General features: G+C 71.3%; 15 protein-coding genes and 1 pseudogene. 10 read left to right on the top strand and 6 right to left on the bottom strand.

All coding sequences use genetic code 11. From position 1 onward, the window contains the following. Nucleotides 1–7: 7 nt before the first annotated feature. Together aroF and AB0M73_RS02640 are read right to left on the bottom strand one after the other, a co-directional pair. Entirely contained in the window at nucleotides 8–2,272 is a 2,265-nt protein-coding gene (gene aroF, locus AB0M73_RS02645) for a 3-deoxy-7-phosphoheptulonate synthase (protein WP_363885934.1), read from the bottom strand. Between the two features lie 124 nt (nucleotides 2,273–2,396). Next, nucleotides 2,397–3,635: an MFS transporter gene (locus AB0M73_RS02640; protein ID WP_363885932.1), complete on the bottom strand. Its 1,239-nt coding sequence runs from the start codon at nucleotides 3,633–3,635 to the stop codon at nucleotides 2,397–2,399. A gap of 109 nt (nucleotides 3,636–3,744) precedes the next feature. On the opposite strand from AB0M73_RS02640, the gene AB0M73_RS02635 reads away from it, so the two are divergent. After that, on the top strand, nucleotides 3,745–4,314 hold the full coding sequence (locus tag AB0M73_RS02635) for a GNAT family N-acetyltransferase (RefSeq protein ID WP_363885930.1): 570 nt from the start codon (nucleotides 3,745–3,747) through the stop codon (nucleotides 4,312–4,314). Nucleotides 4,315–4,327: 13 nt separating this feature from the next. Here AB0M73_RS02635 and AB0M73_RS02630 read toward each other — a convergent pair whose 3' ends face one another. Then, nucleotides 4,328–5,998, bottom strand: a complete 1,671-nt coding sequence (locus AB0M73_RS02630) for a class I adenylate-forming enzyme family protein (protein ID WP_363885928.1) — start codon at nucleotides 5,996–5,998, stop codon at nucleotides 4,328–4,330. Between the two features lie 214 nt (nucleotides 5,999–6,212). Between AB0M73_RS02630 and AB0M73_RS02625 the strand changes: the two genes are divergently transcribed. From AB0M73_RS02625 to AB0M73_RS02600, 6 genes are read left to right on the top strand one after another with little or no spacing between them, the layout of a single operon-like run. Further along, the gene (locus tag AB0M73_RS02625) at nucleotides 6,213–6,533 is read left to right on the top strand and encodes a chorismate mutase family protein (RefSeq protein ID WP_052396569.1); all 321 of its coding nucleotides are present in this window, start codon (nucleotides 6,213–6,215) and stop codon (nucleotides 6,531–6,533) included. 39 nt (nucleotides 6,534–6,572) lie between these two features. Beyond that, nucleotides 6,573–8,675: an aminodeoxychorismate synthase component I gene (pabB, locus tag AB0M73_RS02620; protein ID WP_363885927.1), complete on the top strand. Its 2,103-nt coding sequence runs from the start codon at nucleotides 6,573–6,575 to the stop codon at nucleotides 8,673–8,675. Continuing rightward, nucleotides 8,672–9,568, top strand: coding sequence for a prephenate dehydrogenase dimerization domain-containing protein (locus tag AB0M73_RS02615; protein ID WP_363885926.1), 897 nt, complete (start codon nucleotides 8,672–8,674; stop codon nucleotides 9,566–9,568). The genes pabB and AB0M73_RS02615 overlap by 4 nt, the downstream gene beginning before the upstream one ends. Beyond that, the gene (locus AB0M73_RS02610; RefSeq protein ID WP_363885925.1) at nucleotides 9,565–10,815 is read left to right on the top strand and encodes an aminotransferase class I/II-fold pyridoxal phosphate-dependent enzyme; all 1,251 of its coding nucleotides are present in this window, start codon (nucleotides 9,565–9,567) and stop codon (nucleotides 10,813–10,815) included. The genes AB0M73_RS02615 and AB0M73_RS02610 overlap by 4 nt, the downstream gene beginning before the upstream one ends. Beyond that, on the top strand, nucleotides 10,812–11,675 hold the full coding sequence (locus AB0M73_RS02605) for a HemK/PrmC family methyltransferase (protein WP_363885923.1): 864 nt from the start codon (nucleotides 10,812–10,814) through the stop codon (nucleotides 11,673–11,675). The genes AB0M73_RS02610 and AB0M73_RS02605 overlap by 4 nt, the downstream gene beginning before the upstream one ends. Before the next feature lie 11 nt (nucleotides 11,676–11,686). Then, a complete protein-coding gene (locus AB0M73_RS02600; RefSeq protein ID WP_363885921.1) occupies nucleotides 11,687–14,809 on the top strand; it encodes an amidohydrolase family protein in 3,123 nt (1,040 codons plus the stop codon). A 13-nt stretch (nucleotides 14,810–14,822) separates the two neighbouring features. Here the strand turns inward: AB0M73_RS02600 and AB0M73_RS02595 are convergent, their stop codons facing one another. Continuing rightward, nucleotides 14,823–15,917: a helix-turn-helix transcriptional regulator gene (locus AB0M73_RS02595; protein ID WP_363885919.1), complete on the bottom strand. Its 1,095-nt coding sequence runs from the start codon at nucleotides 15,915–15,917 to the stop codon at nucleotides 14,823–14,825. A 494-nt stretch (nucleotides 15,918–16,411) separates the two neighbouring features. Here AB0M73_RS02595 and panD point away from each other — a divergent pair, with 494 nt between their 5' ends. After that, on the top strand, nucleotides 16,412–16,834 hold the full coding sequence (gene panD, locus AB0M73_RS02590; protein ID WP_363885917.1) for an aspartate 1-decarboxylase: 423 nt from the start codon (nucleotides 16,412–16,414) through the stop codon (nucleotides 16,832–16,834). A 53-nt stretch (nucleotides 16,835–16,887) separates the two neighbouring features. On the opposite strand, the gene AB0M73_RS02585 is transcribed toward panD, so the two are convergent. Beyond that, nucleotides 16,888–17,046: a hypothetical protein gene (locus AB0M73_RS02585; RefSeq protein WP_363885915.1), complete on the bottom strand. Its 159-nt coding sequence runs from the start codon at nucleotides 17,044–17,046 to the stop codon at nucleotides 16,888–16,890. A gap of 10 nt (nucleotides 17,047–17,056) precedes the next feature. Between AB0M73_RS02585 and AB0M73_RS02580 the strand changes: the two are divergent. Together AB0M73_RS02580 and AB0M73_RS02575 are read left to right on the top strand one after the other, a co-directional pair. Then, nucleotides 17,057–17,277, top strand: a pseudogene (locus tag AB0M73_RS02580) (cytochrome P450); the annotation flags it as partial. A 200-nt stretch (nucleotides 17,278–17,477) separates the two neighbouring features. After that, the gene (locus tag AB0M73_RS02575) at nucleotides 17,478–18,965 is read left to right on the top strand and encodes an LCP family protein (RefSeq protein WP_363885913.1); all 1,488 of its coding nucleotides are present in this window, start codon (nucleotides 17,478–17,480) and stop codon (nucleotides 18,963–18,965) included. Between the two features lie 19 nt (nucleotides 18,966–18,984). Here the strand turns inward: AB0M73_RS02575 and AB0M73_RS02570 are convergent, their stop codons facing one another. Further along, a complete protein-coding gene (locus AB0M73_RS02570) occupies nucleotides 18,985–19,665 on the bottom strand; it encodes a DUF2306 domain-containing protein (protein ID WP_363885911.1) in 681 nt (226 codons plus the stop codon). Nucleotides 19,666–19,717 lie beyond the last annotated feature (52 nt).

Raw genomic sequence — 19,717 nt, 5'->3', positions numbered from 1 at the left:
ATCTCGATCACCGCGCCTGGCCCGCCGGCGCAACCTGGCGCAGCACGTCCGGGCTCAGACGGCCGGCCAGGGTGGCCCAGTCCCGCATCGCCTCGGCCAGCCCGTCCAGCGCCGCCTCGTCCAGGGCCTGTTTGGCGTCGCACAAGGCTTTCTCGGGCTCGGGGTGCACGTCGAGCATCACGCCGTCGGCGCCGACCGCGACGGCGGCCCGGGCCAGTGGCAGCACGAGTTCGCGGAGGCCGCTGGCGTGCGAGGGGTCCACGATCACCGGCAGGTGGGACAGTCCCTGCGCGACGAGCACCGCCGAGAGGTCCAGTGTGTTCCGAGTGGACGGTTCGAAGGTGCGGATACCCCGCTCGCACAAAACGATGTTGTTGTTGCCCCGCACTGCGATGTACTCGGCGGCCAGCAGCCACTCCTGGACGGTGGCGCTCATGCCGCGCTTGAGCAGGATCGGCCGTCCGCTGTCGGCGGCGGCCTCCAGCAGCCCGAAGTTCTGCATGTTCCGGGTGCCGATCTGGAGCATGTCGGCGTACCGGGCGACCAGGTCCACGTCGGGGCTGTCGACGACCTCGGTGACGATCGGCAGCCCGGTCTCGGCGCGGACGTCGGCCAGGATGCGCAGGCCGTCCTCGCGCAGACCCCGGAACCCATAAGGAGAACTGCGGGGCTTGAACGCGCCGCCGCGCAGCAGCGTCGCGCCCGCCGCCAACGCCATCCGCGCCGAGGTGAACGTCTGCTCGACCGTCTCGACGGCGCACGGACCGGCGATGAGGGTGAACGTGTCGGGGCCGATCTCGACGCCGCCGACCGTCACGACCGACCGGTTGACCATGGCTTCCCGGCTGACCAAGGGATACGGCACACGAGCCGGGCGCAGCCGGACGTGTAGGTGCGCGGCCGCCTGGTCCAACCGGTCGAGCAGCTCGGCCCGGGTGGCCGCCCACGCGATGACGTACCCGACGTGGTCACCGATCCGGTCGCCGGTCGGCGTGGTGACGGCGACCTCCTCGACCCCGGGCACGGCGAGAGCAAGGTCGACGCCGGTCACCTCGTCGAGAATCCCTTGCGCACGGAGGAAGTGGACGCCGGCGACGCCGTCGAAGGACGGGTCGCCCGCGCCGGCCAGCGCGCGGAGCTCGGCCTGCACCAGCTCGGTTCCCGTGGTGAGGCGGAACAACCGGGACAGCACCGCCCTCGATGCAACCGTGCCGTTGGACTCCGCAGGCAGGATCTGCCGATCCCGGCCGACCTGCTCGACGCCGAATCCCGCCGACGGGCCGGGGACGCCGAGGTCGGCGGCCAACCTCGCCGCAACGGCCTGGTGGGCGTGGTCGGTGGACAGCACTCCGACGATCTTGTCGGCACCACAGGCCCGCAACACGGTGCGGCGCAAGGCGATCGGGTCGGCGCATGTTCTGACGTGGGTCGGCGTCAGGCCGAGGGCGGCCGGCACGATAACGTCCGAGGACTCGACGAACACCACCCGCAGCGCCTCGTCCGGGCGGGCAGCCGACATCGTGGACAGCGGGAGCTCCGCGATCCGGTGCCGCGCCCAGTATTCGTCGCTGTACACGGTCTCCACGCAGTCTTCACCCCGGTCCGGGAAGACACCGACGATCCTGGTGCCAGGGGCCGCCTTCGCCGCGAGCTCGCCCAGGACCCGGTACACCGCACCGGAAACCGGGCCGGCGAACAGTTTCTCGTCGAGAGCCAGGTTCCTGGTCGCCTCGAAGGCCTCGTGCTCGTTCAGCCGGTACAACTCGTCGAACGGCGAACCGTTCCGCGGCAGGGAACCCCGCACGCCCACCACGCGCACGCCGGGCAGATGCGCCCGCAGCGCGCCGGCCGTGGCCCGCAGGTCGTCGTCACCACCGACCACGACGTCGATCCAGTCCAGGTCCTCGGCGAGCTCGGCCGCCAGCTCGTCCTGGGACACCGCATCCGGCGTCAATGTCGGCGGCTCGGCCGTGGGCAGGCAGCCCAGGGCCGTCAAAGCGGGCCGGGCAACGCCGTCATCGACGACGTGCACCGGATGCCCGAGGCGGCCGGCCACCAGCGCGACCGCCGGCGCCCAGGCGCCGCTCACCACCACCGGGACATGATCGGCCGGTCGAGCGGCGGCGACGGCCAGCCTGGCGGCCCGGGCCCCCGGTCCGCCCGGGCCGAGCGCCTCGCACTTGGCGTAGACCTCGACGCCACGGTCGGCCCCGAGCCGCAGCCGGACCAGCGGCGTCCGGCCGATGACGTCGATCAGGTCGTGACTGAGCATCAGCGTGATCCCATTCCCATTCCGTCGACGCCCGAAAGACTAGATTCCGCCGGGCGAACCGACGACCGGCTTCGTTGCGTAATGAGGCGGCATTTCTTGCGGCGGGCCGCATTTGTTGCGCGAATTATTCGACCGGAACCGGGACACGGGCCCGCTCGTCCATTCCGCGCCACACCCGGAACAGGAACGGCCACAGCGTCACGACCAGGCAGACCCCGCCCAGCGCGAGCACCGCGGCGGTCGGCCCGACGGCGTCCAACAGCACCCCGGCCAGCAGCAGGCCCAGCGGCATGGCGGCGTTGGCCGAGGCGTGGAACGCCGCGAACACCCGGCCCCGCAGCTGCTCGGGCACCCGGGCGTACTTGACGGCGGCGATCACCGGGTTGATCGGGCCGTTGGCCATCATGCAGGCGGAGACCACCAGTACCAGCAGCACCGGATTCGGGTCGACCGCCACCGCCAGGAACACCGGCGCGCCGGAGATCAGGGAGCAGGTCGCGAACACCCGCCACCGGTGGCCGCCGTCGCCCAGCCAGCCGTACAGCGCGGTGCCCAGGATGCTGGCCCCGCTCGACGCGGCGATCAGCACGCCGACCAGCGTGCTGTTGTGCCACACGGTCAGCCCGTAGGCCGGCAGCAGCACGGAGAGCAGGCCCACGGTGACGGCGTTCAACGCGGCGCACTGCACGCCGATGACCAGCAACAACCGGTCCTGCCGGAAGTGCTCGGCGGCCTGCCGGAGCTCCCGCAGGTAGGCCCGGGTGCTCGGGGCCGGCGTGAGGTTCACGGCCGAGCGGACCCGGACCAGGAGGCCGACCAGCACCGCCGCGGACAGCAGCGCCGCGCCGTCGGCCAGCAGCACCCACGTGGGCCCGACCAGGCCGATCAGCACGCCACCGAGCGGCGCGCCCAGCAGATCCCCCGTGCGCAGCGCGGACTCCTCGGCGCTGGTCCCGCGCTCGACCGGGACCCCCGTCACGGCCAGCACGGCCGGCAATAGCACCTGTTTGGCGCTGCGGGAGGGCGCCCGCCCGGCGCCGATCCCGAACACCAGCACCACGAGCACCGGCAGCGACAGCACGTGCAGGGCGTCGGCGACGGGGATGGCCACCACCGCGAGGAAGGCCGCCAGGTCGGCGACGACGCTGCCGCGCCACGCGCCGTACCGGTCGAGCAGCGGGCCGGCCAGCACCACCGACAGCACCAAGCCGAGCGTCTCGGCCGCGGCCACCGCCCCGGTCTGCACGCCGCTGCCGGTCCTGGACAGCACGAACCACGGGATGGCGATCATCGTCATCGTCGCGCCGAATGACGACACGCCGCAGGCGGCGACGAGTGCGGTCAGCGGCAGCCGGCGGATCACCGGCGCGTTCCCTGGAAAAAGGCGTTCACGAGTCCCCCATGCCGATTTCCGGATGCTAGCATCCGATGGCTCATTCACGGCGAACAATTCAATTCGGAGTGGTCACCCCATGGATCCTGTTGTCACCGAGCGGCTGGTGCTGCGTTCCTTCACCGAGGCGGACCTGGACGACCTGCACGACATCCAGCGCCGCCCGGACGTGACCCGGTACCTGCTGTGGGACACCCGCACGCACGAGGAGACGCGGACGGCGCTGGCCACCAGGATCGAGCAGTCCGAGCTGGCCGGCGAGGGCGACAACCTGGCCATCGCCGTGCAGCTGCGCGAGTCGGGGCGGCTCATCGGCGAGTTCAACCTGGACTGGCTGAGCGCCGAGCTGGGCCGGGCCGAGATCGGCTTCGTGATGAACCCCGACCACGGCGGCCGCGGATACGCCACAGAGGCCGGCCGTGAGGTGTTGCGGCTGGCGTTCGAACGGTACGGCTTCCACCGGGTCGTCGGCATGTGCAACGGCAACAACACCTCGTCGATGCGGCTGATGGAGCGGCTCGGCATGCGTCGGGAGGCGTTCTTCGTGCAGGGCGAGATGCTCAAGGGCGAGCGGGCGGACCTGGCCGTGTACGCGATGCTGGCGGCCGAGTGGGCCGCCGCGGACGTCACCCCCGCCGCCCGGGGATGACGTCCACGCACGGTCAGACGGCGGCGGCCACGACGGCGGCGTCGCTACTGCCCAGGTAGTCGGCGAGCGTGGCGTACCGCTGGCGCAGCTGGCGCTTGAGCACCTTGCCGGTCACACCCTGCGGGATGTCGGCGGCCGACGGCGCCAGTTCCAGCACGGCGAGCGCCGGGTGGCCGGCCGCCGTGAGCACGGTGTTGGCCGCGCCGAGCAGCTCGGACGGGTCGGTGTGCTCGTCGCCGGTGGCCACCAGCGCCACCGGAACAGTGGTCCCGTCGTGCTGGCCGGCCACGACCGTGCAGTCCACGATCGCCGGCAGCTCGTTGAGCAGGAGCTCCTCCATCTGCACCGAGTGGGCGGTGCCGGCGGCGGTCTCGATGGCGTCCACGGCCCGGTCCAGCTGGTAGAAGTCGCCGGCCTCGTCCTGGTACGCCAGGTCGCCGGACAGCCAGTACCCGGACAGGCGGCTGCGGTAGGTGGTGTCGGAGTCGTTCCAGTACCCGGCGGTGATGGTCGGGCCCTTGGCGGCGAGCAGCCCGATCTCGCCCCGCTCGGCCAGAGTGCCGTCACGGCGCAGCACGACGATCTCGGACAGCGCGTCGGGACGGCCGACGCAGCGGTCGTTGCGCTGTGACGTCAGGGAACGCGGCTGCACCATCAGGCCCCAGCCCAGTTCGGTGGAGCCGAAGCGGTCGTAGAACACCGCGGAGGGCAGCTCGGGATCGCGCTTGCCCAGGATGGCCTTGAGGTGCGCCTCGTGGATGGCGTCACCCATGGTCACCCAGCTCTCCACCGAGTCCACGGCGCCGTCGGTCACCTCGACGTCGGCCAGCTCCGCGAACGCGTGGGCGAAGGCCATCACCGTGGTCGGCCGGAACCGGCGGATGGCGTCGACCAGGTCGGCGCCGGCCGGGTCGTAGTGGGCGACCATCGGGGTCCCGGCCAGGACGGCGTAGTTGACGTATACCACCGAACCCAGGTGCGACTGCGGCTGCGCGGCCATCATCAGGTCGTCGGGCGAGTCCAGGTAGTCGGTGAGCCGGAACCGCGGCCCGGCGACGCTGGACGCGTGGGTCTGCACCACCGGCTTGGGGAATCCGGTGGTGCCCGAGGAATGCAGGATCGACACCGGGTCCTCCGGGGCGTGCCGGAAGCGGGCGGCGGCGGACAGCTCGGCCGCGGGCGGCGCGGGCACGTCCTCGGCCAGCACGATCCAGCGCGAGCCCGGCAGGTCGGCCAGCCCTTCGCGGAGCAGGTCGAGTCGGCCGGCGGTGGTGTACACACCGACCGGGCCGGTGCGCCGGATCAGTTCGAGCGCGTTCTCCTTGGGGGCCTTGCTGTTGACCAGCACCGCGATCGCGCCGATGCACCCCAGCGCGTACAGGTGCACGGAGTAGGCGAAGGAGTCCTCGATGTAGACCGCTACCCGGTCACGGGGCCGCACGCCCTGGCCGAGGTACCAGACCGACCAGCTCTGCACGAGCTGGTCCAGCGAGCGGAGGCTGAACTCGGTCGTCGTCCCGCCGCCGCAGGTGGGGATCGGGCGGCCGGTGCCGATGAACGGCAGGTCCGGGTTCGGGCTGACGGCCAGCGCCGACGCCAGGACGTTGCCGCCGCCCATGGCGGGATCCGCGGCGAGCTTCGCCCGTGACTCGGCGGACAACAGGGTACGAGCGGACAAGGTCATCGACGCGCCTTCCGGTGATGGCTTCAGGTCCCGATCGTCCGCGCGCGCGACCGGGCGGGACAACGTCTTTCTTGCGCGAGTGCACCTCGGTTGTTGCGCGAGGCCGCGTTTGTTGCCGCATCCCCCGTGACCCGCCCCGCGCGCCGCCGCCGCCCGGTAGATCTGGGAAGGCCCGTCGGTGAGCGGGACGACCACAAGGAGATTCCAGGTGACCATGGCGGATTCGGCGGCACGATCCTCGGACGCGGCCCGCGACCTCGAGGCGCTGCGCGGCGAACTGGACGGCATCGACGCCCGCCTGTTGGACGTGGTGCGCGACCGGATCGAGGTCTGCGTGCGCATCGCTCGCCTCAAGAGCGAGCACGACATCCCGATGATGCAACCGCACCGCATCGGCATCGTGCAGGAGCGGGCCGCGGAGTACGGCGAGCGCAACGGGATCGACCAGGACTTCCTGCGCAGGCTGTACGACCTGATGATCGCCGAGACGTGCCGGGTCGAGGACCTGGTCATGGGCAACACGCCGGCCAGCTAGCAGCACGCCTCACCGACGGGGGAAGGGCAGACCGGCCACATGCGGACACTGCTGATCGACAACTACGACTCGTTCACCTACAACCTGTACCAGCTGCTCGGCGAGGTGACCGGACAGGCGCCGGTCGTGGTGCGCAATGACGTCGAGTTCCCGGCCGAGCGGATGGCCGAGTTCGACGGCATCGTGGTGTCGCCCGGTCCGGGCCGCCCCGACCGCGCCCGTGACTTCGGCATCAGCTCCCGCGCCGTCCTCGAGTCGGGACGGCCCGTGCTCGGCGTGTGCCTGGGCCACCAGGGCATCGCCAACCTGTTCGGCGGCAAGGTCGGACCCGCGCCCGAGCCCATGCACGGCCGCAGTTCGCTGGTGCACCACACCGGCGACGGCGTTTTCGCCGGGCTGCCCTCGCCGTTCTCGGTGGTGCGCTACCACTCGCTGACCGTCACCGACCTGCCCGAGGTGTTCGAACGCACGGCGTGGACCGAGGACGGCGTGCTGATGGGTCTGCGCCATCGGGAGAAGCCGTTGTGGGGCGTGCAGTTCCACCCCGAGTCCATCAACAGCGAGCACGGCCGGCTACTGCTGGCCAACTTCCGTGACCTCGTGCTGGACGCGCGTCCGGCGCCGGTGGTCGCCCCTCCCCCGCCGGCCGCACGCCCGGCACCGGCCGTTGCGGCGCCGGACCTGCGCCTGCACGTCCGCGAAGTGGCCTACGAGCCGGACGCGGATGTGGCGCACCGAGAGCTGTTCGCCGGCTCCGCCCGCAGCTTCTGGCTGGACAGCAGCGAGATCCGCCCGGGCCAGGCGCAGTTCTCCATCATGGGCGACGACACCGGCCCGCTGGCCGAGTACGTCTCCTACGACGTGAGCCGGCGGGTGGTCACCGTGACCCGATCGGACGGCCGGGTCGAGGAGATCCAGCGGGACTTCTTCGGCTACCTGCAAGAGAATCTGGCCGCGCGCTCGCTGCCGGTGCCCGATGGCCTGCCGTTCGACTTCAACCTCGGTTACGTCGGTTACCTGGGCTACGAGCTGAAGGCCGAGACCGGCGGCTCGGCGGCGCATCGGGCCGACACCCCCGATGCCGCACTGCTGTTCGCCGACCGCGCGCTGGTCATCGACCACGAGCGGCACCGGTCGTTCCTGCTGGCCTTGAGCACGCCGGAGCACGAGGCGTCCGCGCTCGGCTGGTTGGACGAGACGGCGGCCCGACTCCCCCTTTTCGCCGCGTCCACCATGGACAACGCGGGCGTGCTGGGCGCGGCCGAGGCCACCGACATGGCCGGCTCGGAGACCGCCCACCCCCGCCACGACCGGGACGGCTACCTCAAGCGGATCGGGGCCTGCCTGGACGAGATCCGGCTCGGCGAGTCCTACGAGATCTGCCTGACCAACGCGGTCACCGTGGACGAGGAGATCGACCCCCGGCACACCTACTCCCGGCTTCGCCGGGTCAGCCCGGTGCCCTACGGGGCCTTCCTGGACTTCGCCGAGGTGGCGGTGCTCAGCGCCTCGCCGGAGCGGTTCCTGCGGATCGGCGCCGACGGCGTGGTGGAATCCAAGCCCATCAAGGGAACCCGGCCCCGCGGCGGAACTCCCGAGCAGGACGAGCTGCTCAAGCTGGACCTCTCCACGCACGAGAAGGACCGCGCGGAGAACCTGATGATCGTCGACCTGGTGCGCAACGACCTGAACACGGTGTGCGAGATCGGCTCGGTGCATGTGCCCGTGCTGTTCGACGTGGAGACGTACGCGCCGGTGCACCAGCTGGTGTCGACCATCCGCGGCACGCTGCGGGCGCAGGAGAGCGCGGTCAGCTGCGTGCGGGCGGCGTTTCCCGGTGGCTCCATGACCGGCGCGCCGAAGGTGCGCACGATGGAGATCATCGACCGGCTGGAGGAGGGCCCGCGCGGCGTGTACTCCGGTTCGCTGGGCTGGTTCTCCCTGTCCGGCGCGGCCGACCTGAGCATCGTGATCCGGACCCTGGTCACCACGGGCGAGAGCATCAGCTTCGGTGTCGGCGGCGCGATCGTGGCGCTGTCGGACCCCGATGAGGAGTTCGAGGAGACCGTGGTGAAGTCGCGCGCGGTGCTCACCGCCGTCGCGGCGACGGCCCTGCGTCCCGCGCTGGGAGGATCGGCGTGAGCGCATCGGGCGTGCGGTTGTTGCGGCGCTGCGTGGTTGTCGGCGGCGCCGGTGCGGTGGGCGGCATGTTCGCCGAGCTGTTGGCCGGCTCGGGCGCCGAGATCGTCGTGGTGGACGTGGCCGGCGGCGACGTGGCCGGGGACATCACCGCGCCCGGTGACGCCCTGATCGCGGAGCTGGGCAAGGCGGACCTGGTGCTGCTGGCCGTTGCCGAGCGCGTCGCGCTGACCGGGATCCCTTTGCTCGCACCGTATCTACGTCCCGGCGCACTGCTGGCCGACACGATGTCGGTCAAGGGCCCTGTGGTTGAGGCGCTGCGAGACGTCGAAGGCGTGCAGGCGGTGAGCCTGAATCCGATGTTCGCGCCGTCGCTGGGTATGCCCGGCAAGCCGGTGGCCGCCGTGGTGGTGCACGACGGTCCGGCCGCCGCCGAACTGCTGGGCCTGCTGGCCGAGTGGGGCGGCCGACCGGTGTTGGTCGACGCCGAGCGGCACGATCGGCTCACCGCCGCCGCCCAGGTGCTCACCCACGCCAGCGTGCTCGGTTTCGGGCTGGCGCTGGAGGAACTCGGCGCCGACATCGACGACCTCACGGCGATCGCGCCGCCGCCGCACGCGACCCTGCTGGCCCTGCTGGCTCGAATCGCCGCCGGGACACCGGAGGTGTACTGGGACATCCAGGCCGCAAACCCCTACGCGGCCGGGACTCGCGGCGCGCTGGCCGCGTCGGTGCGCCGACTGGCCGACCTGATCGACGGCGCCGACGAGGCCGGGTTCACGGCGGCGTTGGGCCGGCTGGGCGCGCTGTTCGGCGACAGCCTCGACGAGCACCGCGACACCTGCGCCCACCTGTTCGACGCCCTGTCCACGTCCACCCGAATCGAGGCGACATGATCCAGCCGCAGCAGGAGACACGGGCGGCCAACTGGGTCGAATCCCGCATCTCCAAGACGTCCGACTCGCTGGACGTGGCGTTCGAGCAGGGGCTGACCGGGCACGTGGTCACCGGTCGCAAGCCCGGCAAGATCGTGTGCCTTGAGGACGGCACCGAGGCGCTGGAGTTCGTGTCCTGCTCCTACCTCGGCCTGGAGGAGCACCCCGCGCTGGTGTCGGCGGCCGAAGAGGCGTTGCGCCGCTTCGGCGTGCACCTGTCGACCTCGCGCAACCGCATGCGTCCCCACTACCTCGGCGAGCTGGAGCACCTGCTTTCCCAGGTGTACGGCGGCAACAAGGCGGTCGCCTTCACCTCGGTCGGCACCGTCCACTTGGGACTACTGCCGCTGCTCGGGGCCGGCGCGCTACCCAGCTACCCGATCGCGCCCGGCGGCTCGACGTTCCTGGTGGACAAGACCGCACACTCCTCGATGCAGGTGTTGCGCGGCGTGCTCGACCAGATCGGCTCGGCACGCCGGTTCGACTCGGAGACGCCCGACTCGCTGGAGTCCGCGCTGCGGGAGGCCCGCCGCGACGGGCGCACCCCGATCGTGCTGATCGACGGCGTCGGCTCGATGGGCGGTCTGATCGACGTCAATGGGATCCTGGCGGCGCTGGAGCCCTACGGCGGCCACCTCTACATCGACGACGCGCACGGCATCTCCATCGCCGGCCGGCACGGCGCCGGCTACGCCTTCGAGGCGCTCGGCGACCGGCTGCCGCCCAACGTGGTGATCGCCGGCTCGCTGTCCAAGGCGTTCGGCGGCTCCGGCGGCTTCGCGCTGGTGCCGAGCGAGGACGACGTGCGGGTGCTGCGCAAGTTCGCCAACCCCTTGGTGTTCGGGCACTCGATCATGCTGCCGCTGCTGGCCGCCAACGTCGCCTCGGCCCGCCTGCACCTGGACGGCGAGGTCGCCGCGCTGCAGGAACGCCTGTGGCGCAACGCCGAGGACTTCGACGCGCTGACCGGCGACCGGCTCGTCAACGCGGGCCTGCGATCCCCGGTGCGGGGGGCGCACTTCGACACCGAGGCGGCGGCGTTCCGCGCGGCCACGGCGTTGAAGGAGGCCGGAGTGCTGATCCTGCCGGCGTTCTTCCCCACCGTGGCCAAGGGCACCGGCCTGGTCCGCTTCGCCCTGTCCTCGCTGCACGAACGCGGCCATCTCGAAACGGCCGCGAAGATCCTCGAAGGGGTCTGGAACGGATGACTGCCACCACGCTCGGCGCCGTGCTGACGGAAGCCGAGAAGACCCTCACCGACGCCGGGGCCTGGCTGCCACGCGAGGATGCGGAGCAGCTGGCCGCGCACGTGATGGGCTGCACCGTGGCGCAGCTGCCCCTCGACGCCGTGCCCGGCGCGGAGGATCTCGCGCGGCTGCGGGATCTGGTGGCCCAGCGGGCCGACCGCGTGCCGGTGGAGTACCTCACCGGGCGGGCGGTGCTCGGCGGCGTCGAGATCGCGGTGGGGCCGGGCGTTTTCGTGCCACGCAAGCACACCGAGCCGCTGCTGGCCTGGGGTCTCGACGTGCTCCACGGGGTTTCCCGGCCGCTCGCGGTGGATCTGTGCACCGGATCGGCGGCGATCGCCCTGGCCGTCGCGCATGCCCGGCCGGACTCGACCGTGCACGCCATCGAGCTCGACCCGGTGGCCCTGTCCTGGGCCCGCCGCAACGTCGCGCGGCAGGCCGAGCTGGGCGACACCCCGGTCGCGCTGCACGCCGGCGATGTCACCGACCCCGCGATGTTCGCCGAGCTGGACGGCACGGTGGATCTGTTGCTGGCCAACCCTCCCTTCGTGGTGGACGGTGTCGTGCTGCCGCCGGAATGGCAGGAGCACCAGCCGTGGTCCGCGCTGTTCGGCGGGCAGGACGGGCTCGTCGTGATCCGGGCGGTGGTGGCCGCCGCCGTGCGGCTGCTGCGGCGCGGCGGCGGCGTCGCGATCGAGCACGACGACGAGCAGGCCGAAGTGATCATGTCCCTGCTGCGGGAGCAAGGCGCCTTCACCGACATCAGCTACGGCGTGGACCACTGGGGCACGCCCCGATACACCACCGCGCGCAGGAAGTGACAGGGAAACCCATGGAACACAGACTCTCCCGCCGCCAGGTGTTACGCGGCAGCGGCACGATCGTCGCCGGCACCGGCGCGCTGTGGCTGGCCGCCGGCCCGTCGACGGCGGCCGCCGAGACACCGCAGGCACAGAACCCGTCGGTGCACGACCGTGTCGACGCGGGCAGCGTGACCGTGAAGGACAGCGCCAACCTCGGGGTCTCGGTGTCCCCGGACGGCCGCCGGATCGCGGTGGACATCGCCAGCGGCATCTGGCTGCTGCCGACCGCGGGCGGCCGGGCCACCCGCATCACGCCGGAGGCGCACGACGCGACCCGGCCGCACTGGTCGCCCGACGGCCGCCGGATCGTGTTCCAGTCCTACCTCAACGCCACCTACGACGTGTGGATGATCAACGCCGACGGCACCGGGCTCACCCAGCTCACCACCGGGTGGGGCTTCGACCTGGAGCCGCGGTTCTCGCCCGACGGCAAGCAGGTGGCGTTCTCCTCCGACCGCGACCACGTCAGCCGCGTCTACGTGCTGGACATCGCCAGCGGGCGGCAGCGGGCGGTCACCGAGGCCGACGAGGTGCACGCCTCCCCGGTGTGGTCCCCGGACGGCACGAAGCTGGCCTACGTCGTGGGCGACGGCGTCATCGAGGAGCTGGATCTCCCCTCCGGCCAACGCAAGCAGCTGCTCAGTGACCCCGCCCTGGCCTACTCCCCCGTCTACACACCGGACGGCCGGATCAGCTACGTGAGCGCCGGCGCCACGGCCACCCTGATGGTCGGCGCCACCGCGGTCGTGACCGGCGAGGACCTGCCGCCGCTGCCGGTGTCGTGGCTCTCCGCGCAGGAATTCGTCTACAGCTCCGGCGGTCGACTGCGCCGCCGCACGCTTTCCGGTGCCGCACAGGAGATCCCGTTCACCGCCGAACTGCCGTTCGCGGGCCGGAACTACCAGCGCAAGCGGCGGGACCTGCTGTCGGACGCGTCGCGCCGGGCCAAGGGCATCGCCGACCCCGTGGTGTCGCGGGACGGCAAGCAGGTGGCGTTCCGTGCGCTGAACGCCCTGTGGGTGCTGCCGGTCGGCGGCCGCGCGCGCAAGGTCGTCGACGACGGGCACTTCGCGGCCGATCCGGACTTCGCGCCGGACGGCCGGTCCCTGGTCTACACCAGCGACCGGGCCGGCACCGCCAACCTGTGGCGGCTGGACCTGGCGTCGGGGCGGTCGGACCGGCTCACGGACTTGGCCGGCGGACAGTTCTCGCCGCGGTTCTCCCCGGACGGCACGAAGATCGCCTACCAGGACGAGTCCGGCCAGACCTGGGTGTTCGACGTGGCCGCGCGCTCGGTGCGCCAGGTGCTGCCGGCGCTGTACCAGCCGGGGCGGCCTACCTGGTCGCCGGACGGCGGCACGATCGCCATGGCCGCGCTGCAGCCGTACTCCAAGCGCACCTCCAACGGCAACAACCAGGTGCTGACCGTGAACCTGGCAACCAACGAGCTCCGGTACCAGGAGATCGCGCCGGACCGGTCGATCAGCACCAGGGACAACGACGGTCCACTGTGGACCGCCGATGGCCAGCATCTGGTGTTCGGGGCGGAAAGCCTCGGCTGGCGGGTGCCGGTCGCGGCCGATGGCACCATCACCGGCCCGCCCGAGCAGCTGACCGACGAGGTGACCGACTCGCTGTCGATCGGCGCGGACGGCTCCGTCGTCTACCTGTGCAACGGCGTGCTGCGCACGGTCGGGGCCGCCGGCGGCGCGGCGCGCACGATCACCGCCGACCTCTCCTACAAGCCGGCCCGGGTCAGCCAGCCCACGGTCATTCGCGCCGGCGCGCTGTGGGACGGCGCCTGCGAGCAGCTGCGGCCCAACGTGGACATCGTCGTGCGTGGCGCGACGATCGAGGCGGTGCTGCCCAGCGGCAGCGCGGCCAGCGGCGCGCGTGTCGTCGACGCTTCCGGGCTGACGGCGATGCCGGGCCTGATCGACACCCACAACCACTGGAACATGCGTGGCAAGCAGTGGGGCGACCGGCAGGGGCGGCTGTGGCTGTCCTACGGCGTGACCACGAGCAAGTCGCCCGGCGACCTCGCGTACCAGATGGTGGAGAACCGGGAGGCGATGGAGGCCGGCGCCCGGGTCGGGCCCCGCTACCTCGGCTCGGGCCAGGCGCTGGACGGCAGCCGGGCCTTCTACAACTGCATGCGGCCGATCCACTCCGCGCAGCAGTTGGAGCGGGAGCTGGACCGGGCCCAGGGGCTGGACTACGACCAGCTCAAGTCGTACATGCGGCTGCCGGTCGCCTTCGAGCAGCGGGTGGTGGCCCGGGCACACGCGATGGGCGTGCCGGTCACCTCGCACTACCTCTACCCGGCGGCGCACACCGGCCTCGACGGCATGGAGCACCCCGGCGGCGGACATCGGCTGAACTACTCGCGCACGCTGAGCTTCGCCGGCTACCACATGTCGCAGGACGCGGTGGACCTGTTGGTGGCCACGGGCATGTGGGTGTCGTCCACCATGATCTTCGCCACCGAGCTGTACGCGGGCGACCGGTCGCTGGTGGACGACGAGCGCACCAAGGTGCTGTTCCCGGACTGGGACTACCAGCGGCTGGTGGCCAAGGCCGACGCCGCCGGGCAGCCGGGCGGCGAGTTCGACGAGTTGGTCACCAAGGGCATGGCGGACGCGCTGCTGCGGGTGCACCGGGCCGGCGGGCTGGTGGTCTTCGGCACCGACGCGCCGCTGGACGACCTCGGTGTCAGCGCGCACCAGAACCTGCGCGCGCTGGTGAAGTACGGCTTCACCCCGCGTGAGGCGCTGCTGACCGCGACCGGCAACGCCGCCAGGGCATTGGGCTACGGCGACCTGCTGGGCGCGGTGGCACCGGGCCGGATCGCCGACCTGGTTCTGGTGCAGGGCAACCCGTTGGCCGACATCCACGCCGCGGCCGCGGTGCAGTCGGTGATGGTGGGCGGTGTCCTGCGCACGGTGCCGGAGCTGCTCGCGCCGTTCCGGCCGGGCCCGACGGCGAAGGCCTCCGCCGTGACGGTCGGCCCGGCCGCGGCGTCGGCCGCGCCGGACACCGCCCACTACTGGCACCGTCCGGAATGGAGCATGCGGACCTGTTGCCAGCACTGACCGTGCGGTCGGGCTACCGGGTCACGCCCCGGTAGCCCGACGCCGAGGTGCCGAACCACTTCTTGAACGTCCGCTGGAAATGACTCAGCTCCGGATAGCCGACCGTACGGGAGACATCGGTGATCGACATGGTGGTGTCGCGCAGCAGGTCCCTGGCCTCGGTCAGCCGCAGCGCGGTGACGAAGTCGATGAACCGCCAGCCGGTCTCCTGCTTGAAGCGGCGGGAGAAGTGATATTGGCTCAGGTAAGCCTTGTGGGCGACGCGGCCGAGGGTCAGTCCCCCGTCCGCGTAGTTGCCCCGCAGATAGGTCACGGCGACCCGGATGCTCGGCGAGAGCGTGAGCTTGTCGGTGTCCGGCAGGTCCGGGCCGTCCGGCGTGGCCGGCGCCTGCTGGTGGCGGGCAAGGAAAACCCGCTGGTTGGCGTGGCGGTAGCCGGGCAGGGCGCGGATGAGCTGGTGCGGCGGCCGGATCTCGACGCCGGCGGGCGCGATCAACACGCGGCACTGGTGCAGCCAGGGTTGCAGGCGCGGCCAGGTGAACCGGGCATCCTCGGTCAACAGCCCCGGGGTGAGCACCTCGGCGGCCCGGTCGACGATCCGCGCCCAGTCGCCCTGGTCGAGCTGCTGCGGCGAGAGCAGGCTGTCGGGGCCCTCGTGCAGCATCCGCGCCACCGCGGTGTGCGTGTCGACGCCGAGCGACAGCACGAGCTCGCAGAAACCCTCGTAGGCCTGGCGTTGCAGCCGGCGGTCGACCCGCAGCGCGAACAGGCTGCCGACCAGCTCGCTGGCCATGTTCTGGTCGTCGAACACCACCACCTCGGCCGGCTCGACCTTGGGATTGGTGTTGAAGTAGGTCGGAAAGTCCATGACGCCCAACGCCTGCGCGTTGTAGTAGGCGACGATCTCGCTCAGCGAGTCCTGGCCGCGCAGCCGGCGCGCCGCCGGCAGACCCGGCATCGAGTCGGCCCGCGAGAGCACGCGGTCGCTGTCGTCGGTGAGGTAGGCCACGCTGCGTCCCTGTTCGAGCGCGTAGCCGGCGACCAGCAGCCCGGTCAGCGTGTGATCGTGGTCGGCCGGGACGTCCAGCACGACGTCCGTCTCACCCATTCTGGCGCTGTAGAGGTCGAGCACCCGGTGTTCGAGCGCATGTCGTCGATCAGACTCGGACTCGACACCGTGTCGACCACCCGTCAGGGCAGCGGTCACTTGTCCCCCTTGTGCAGAAATGCCTCGCTGACCGCATGCGGGAACACAGGTCCGTCTCATGTGGACGCCCGGTCGGAGCCGCCACATCGGCTCGTCAGGACGCGCCAGAATCCTGGCTCGACAACAACTCCGGTGGCTGCGCGCACGACAAGGCGCGGCACCGGTTGTGACCCCCAGAACACGAACCAACTTCCCCCATGGTCCCCAGACCAGCCACGGTGTCCCCAGGCACCGCTTCAACCGATGGTTGCATCGCGTACCAATGCGCGTCAACCCGCCGGGGGTGTGACCAATGACCACGGCCACCGCCGCCCGTCAGCCGATCTCCGCGCCGTTTTCCTTGTCCACGCAAATGGTCACGGTGCCTGTCTCACACAGTCAACAGAGGAGCAGTCATGTATCGCACCCTGATGCGGTCGAAGATCCACAGGGCCACGGTGACGCAGGCCGACCTGCACTACGTCGGCTCGCTGACGATCAGCGCCGACCTGATGGCCGCGGCCGACCTCGCGCCCGGTGAGAAGGTCGACATCGTCGACATCAACAACGGGCAGCGGCTGTCGACCTACGTCATCGAGGGCCCGCGCGACAGCGGTGTGATCGGCATCAACGGCGCCGCCGCGCGGCTCATCGGCGTCGGCGACCTCGTGATCATCATCGCCTACGCCCAGGTGCACCAGGACGACCTCGGCAAGCTCGAACCGCGCGTGGTCTTCGTCGACGAGGCCAACCGGATCCTGCACGAGGGCGCCGACCCGGCCGACGTGCCCGCCGACTCCGGCCTGCTCCGCGGCGACGTGGTCGCGGCCCGCAACTGAGGCCACCGCGAGCGGCCGGCCTGCTTCCCGCGCAGGCCCGGCCGCTCGCGTCGTCAACTGGCGGTCGCACCGGCGATCAGGGGCTCGGGCAGGCGGCGCAGGGCCAGGATGTGCAGGGCGATGGCCAGCGGCACCGCGGTCGTTGGGACCAGAACGAGGGGCGATCCGCCGGGCGGCAGGTGCAGCACGAGGCCGCTGCTGCGCCGGGTCATCGACGAGGCCATGCGCCTGTGGCCGCCCGCGCCCGGCTACGCCCGGCAGGCCGTCGCCGACACCGTCCTGGGTGGACAGTATCCGCTGCGGGCCGGGGAGTCCGTGTTCGTGCTGCTGCCGGCACCGCACCGCGATCCGGTGTGGGGTCCCGAGCGCTTCTCCCCGACCGCTTTCTGCCCGAGCGGGTCCGGGGCCGGCCGCCGCACGTGTACAAGCCGTTCGGCACCGGGCAGCGGGCCTGCATCGGCCGCCAGTTCGCCGTGCACGAGACGCTGGTCCTGCTCAGTTCCCTGCGACCTGGCGCCGGATTCCGACTACCGGCTCCGGGTGCAGGAGCTGATCACCTTCCGCCCGGCCGGCTTCACCCTGGAACTCCGGGCCCGTTGACGTCCCCGTGCAACCTGACCCGTGCCTTCGGCGTAGGGACGGCATGGGGAAGCAGGTTGTCTTGGTGGCCGCCAAGGTCGCGGCCACGGTCGTCTCGGTGGCGGTGCTGGCCACGACCGGTCTGGCCTGGGGGACGTATCGCCAGCTCCAGGGCCTCGGTTCGTCCTCGGCGATCGACGCCGGCGGGCCGAAGTCGAAGGACGGCGCGCAGAACATCCTGGTGATGGGGCTCACAACCCGGTTGGACCTGAACGGCAATCCGCTGCCCAAACCGGTGCAGGACGCCCTGCACGCCGGCGACGGCAGCCGTGGCGGCTACAACACCAACACGATGATCGTCGTCCACGTGCCCAACGACGGCAGCCGGGCCATGGCCGTGTCGGTGCCCCGCGACGACGAGGTGACCTTCGTCGACACCCCGCTGGGCCAGCGCACCGGCAAGCTCAAGGAGGCCTACGGGCTGGCCAAGGAGCAGCGCCAGGAGCAGGTGTACGCCACGGGCGAGCGTGACCAGGCCACGTTGGAGCAGCAGGGCCGGGAGGCCGGCCGCCACTCGACCATCGTCAACGTGCAGAATCTGCTGGACATCACCATCGATCACTTCGCCGAGATCAGCCTGGCCGGTTTCTACGACCTGGCCTCCCAGCTCGGCGGCATCGACGTCTGCCTGAAGCACGCCACCTCCGACACCAACGCCGGGGCCGACTTCAAGGCCGGGCAACAACATCTCGACGGCGCGCAGGCGCTGGCCTTCGTGCGGCAGCGGGACAACCTGCCCAACAACGACCTGGACCGCACCCACCGGCAGCAGGCGTTCCTGGCCGCCGTGACCACCAAACTCAAGGGCCAGGGCGTGTTCGGCAGCCTCGGCAAGATGCAGGACCTGCTCACCGTCGCGTCCAAGGACGTCGTCATGGACAAGGACTGGGACCTGCTTTCCTTCGCCCAGCAGGCATCCGCCCTCACCTCGGGGAACATCGAGTTCCACACGCTGCCGATCAAGAGCTACAGCAAGGACTCCGACGGCTCCGACATCAACGTCATCGACGTGCCGTACGTGCAGGCCGTGGTGCACACCCTCTTCAACCCGCCGGCCAGCACCCCCGCGCCGACGACCACCACCACACCGCCGCCACCGGCCATCAAGGGCGGTGGTTCCACTGTGGACGTTCGCAACGCCGGCGCGCCCGACGGCATGGCCCGCAAGCTGTCGACGGCTCTCACCGCCGTCGGCTTCACCCAGGGTGAGGCCACCACCATCGGCGATCAGCCGACCACGCACATCTACTACGGCAGCGGCGCCAAGGACGACGCCGCCAAGCTGGCCGCGTTGTTCGGCAACGCCGCCGTCACGGCCAGCAGCGCCGCCTCGGCCCACCACGTCGCCGTCTATCTCGGCAAGGACTTCACCTGGCCGGCCGCGCTGGCCGGTGGCGCGGCCGCGCCGTCGACCCCGACCTCGGTGGCCATCCCGACCGAAGGTCCGCAGGGCGGCGCCGTCGCCGGCGGCGGAATCCCCTGCGTGGACTGACTTCCGGCCCCTGAGCCATTCAGACCGGCTGGGGGATCGCGGCCGGGGACTCGCGCTTGCGCCGGGCCGTGTGGCGGAGGATGAAGTACTCGGCGACGAGGACGTTGCCCAGCAGGGACAGCCAAGCACTGGAGGTGTAGACGTCCCGGAACGTCAGCGACGGGATGACGTCCATCAGCGCCACGCCGAGCATCAGGTACAGGCGCAGGGTCACCGCGGCGAAGGTCAGCGTGTAGTTGCGGATCATCCAGATCCGGTGCGAACGGACGTCGCCGCGGCGAATGGTGCGGTAGCCCTGGAAGGCGGAATAGAGCCAGGCGACGATCAGGACGGAGAAGGCGACCTGGAGCGGGAATCCGCTGGGCGTCACGACCGTGGCGTACGAGGCGGCCGCGGCGGCGAGGATGACCGACACCAGGTAGACGCGTCCGAGAACGCGATGTAAGCGGGGGAAACGCGTGCGCAGCTTGGGCACGAACTGCCACGGGCCGACGATGAGCGTGAGGCCGGCCGGGACGGCGTGCACGACCAGGCTGGCGTAGTAGCCGACGATTCTCATGTCGATTGGAATGGTCGAGCTGCCGACCAGGTAGGGCGGCACGAAATAGGCGGCGATGGCCAGCGCCAGCACGGTGAGCAGGCTCCACAGGGACCACCACCAGCGACGGCGGACGGTCGGCGACATGGCGGCAGTGGACATGCGAATACTCCGATTACCCGATCGGCGAAGCGCCCGGACACCGACCCGAGCG

The organism is Kutzneria sp. NPDC051319, assembly GCF_040682195.1.
Classification (GTDB): domain Bacteria; phylum Actinomycetota; class Actinomycetes; order Mycobacteriales; family Pseudonocardiaceae; genus Kutzneria.
This window is presented reverse-complemented; position numbering and strand designations above follow the sequence as displayed.

Coding starts and splice junctions, on each gene's coding strand:
- aroF (WP_363885934.1), bottom strand. CDS start 2,272: ATGCTCAGTCACGACCTGATCGACGTCATCGGCCGGACGCCGCTGGTC.
- AB0M73_RS02635 (WP_363885930.1), top strand. CDS start 3,745: ATGGATCCTGTTGTCACCGAGCGGCTGGTGCTGCGTTCCTTCACCGAG.
- AB0M73_RS02630 (WP_363885928.1), bottom strand. CDS start 5,998: ATGACCTTGTCCGCTCGTACCCTGTTGTCCGCCGAGTCACGGGCGAAG.
- AB0M73_RS02625 (WP_052396569.1), top strand. CDS start 6,213: ATGGCGGATTCGGCGGCACGATCCTCGGACGCGGCCCGCGACCTCGAG.
- pabB (WP_363885927.1), top strand. CDS start 6,573: ATGCGGACACTGCTGATCGACAACTACGACTCGTTCACCTACAACCTG.
- AB0M73_RS02610 (WP_363885925.1), top strand. CDS start 9,565: ATGATCCAGCCGCAGCAGGAGACACGGGCGGCCAACTGGGTCGAATCC.
- AB0M73_RS02605 (WP_363885923.1), top strand. CDS start 10,812: ATGACTGCCACCACGCTCGGCGCCGTGCTGACGGAAGCCGAGAAGACC.
- AB0M73_RS02600 (WP_363885921.1), top strand. CDS start 11,687: ATGGAACACAGACTCTCCCGCCGCCAGGTGTTACGCGGCAGCGGCACG.
- AB0M73_RS02595 (WP_363885919.1), bottom strand. CDS start 15,917: ATGGGTGAGACGGACGTCGTGCTGGACGTCCCGGCCGACCACGATCAC.
- panD (WP_363885917.1), top strand. CDS start 16,412: ATGTATCGCACCCTGATGCGGTCGAAGATCCACAGGGCCACGGTGACG.
- AB0M73_RS02585 (WP_363885915.1), bottom strand. CDS start 17,046: ATGACCCGGCGCAGCAGCGGCCTCGTGCTGCACCTGCCGCCCGGCGGA.
- AB0M73_RS02575 (WP_363885913.1), top strand. CDS start 17,478: ATGGGGAAGCAGGTTGTCTTGGTGGCCGCCAAGGTCGCGGCCACGGTC.
- AB0M73_RS02570 (WP_363885911.1), bottom strand. CDS start 19,665: ATGTCCACTGCCGCCATGTCGCCGACCGTCCGCCGTCGCTGGTGGTGG.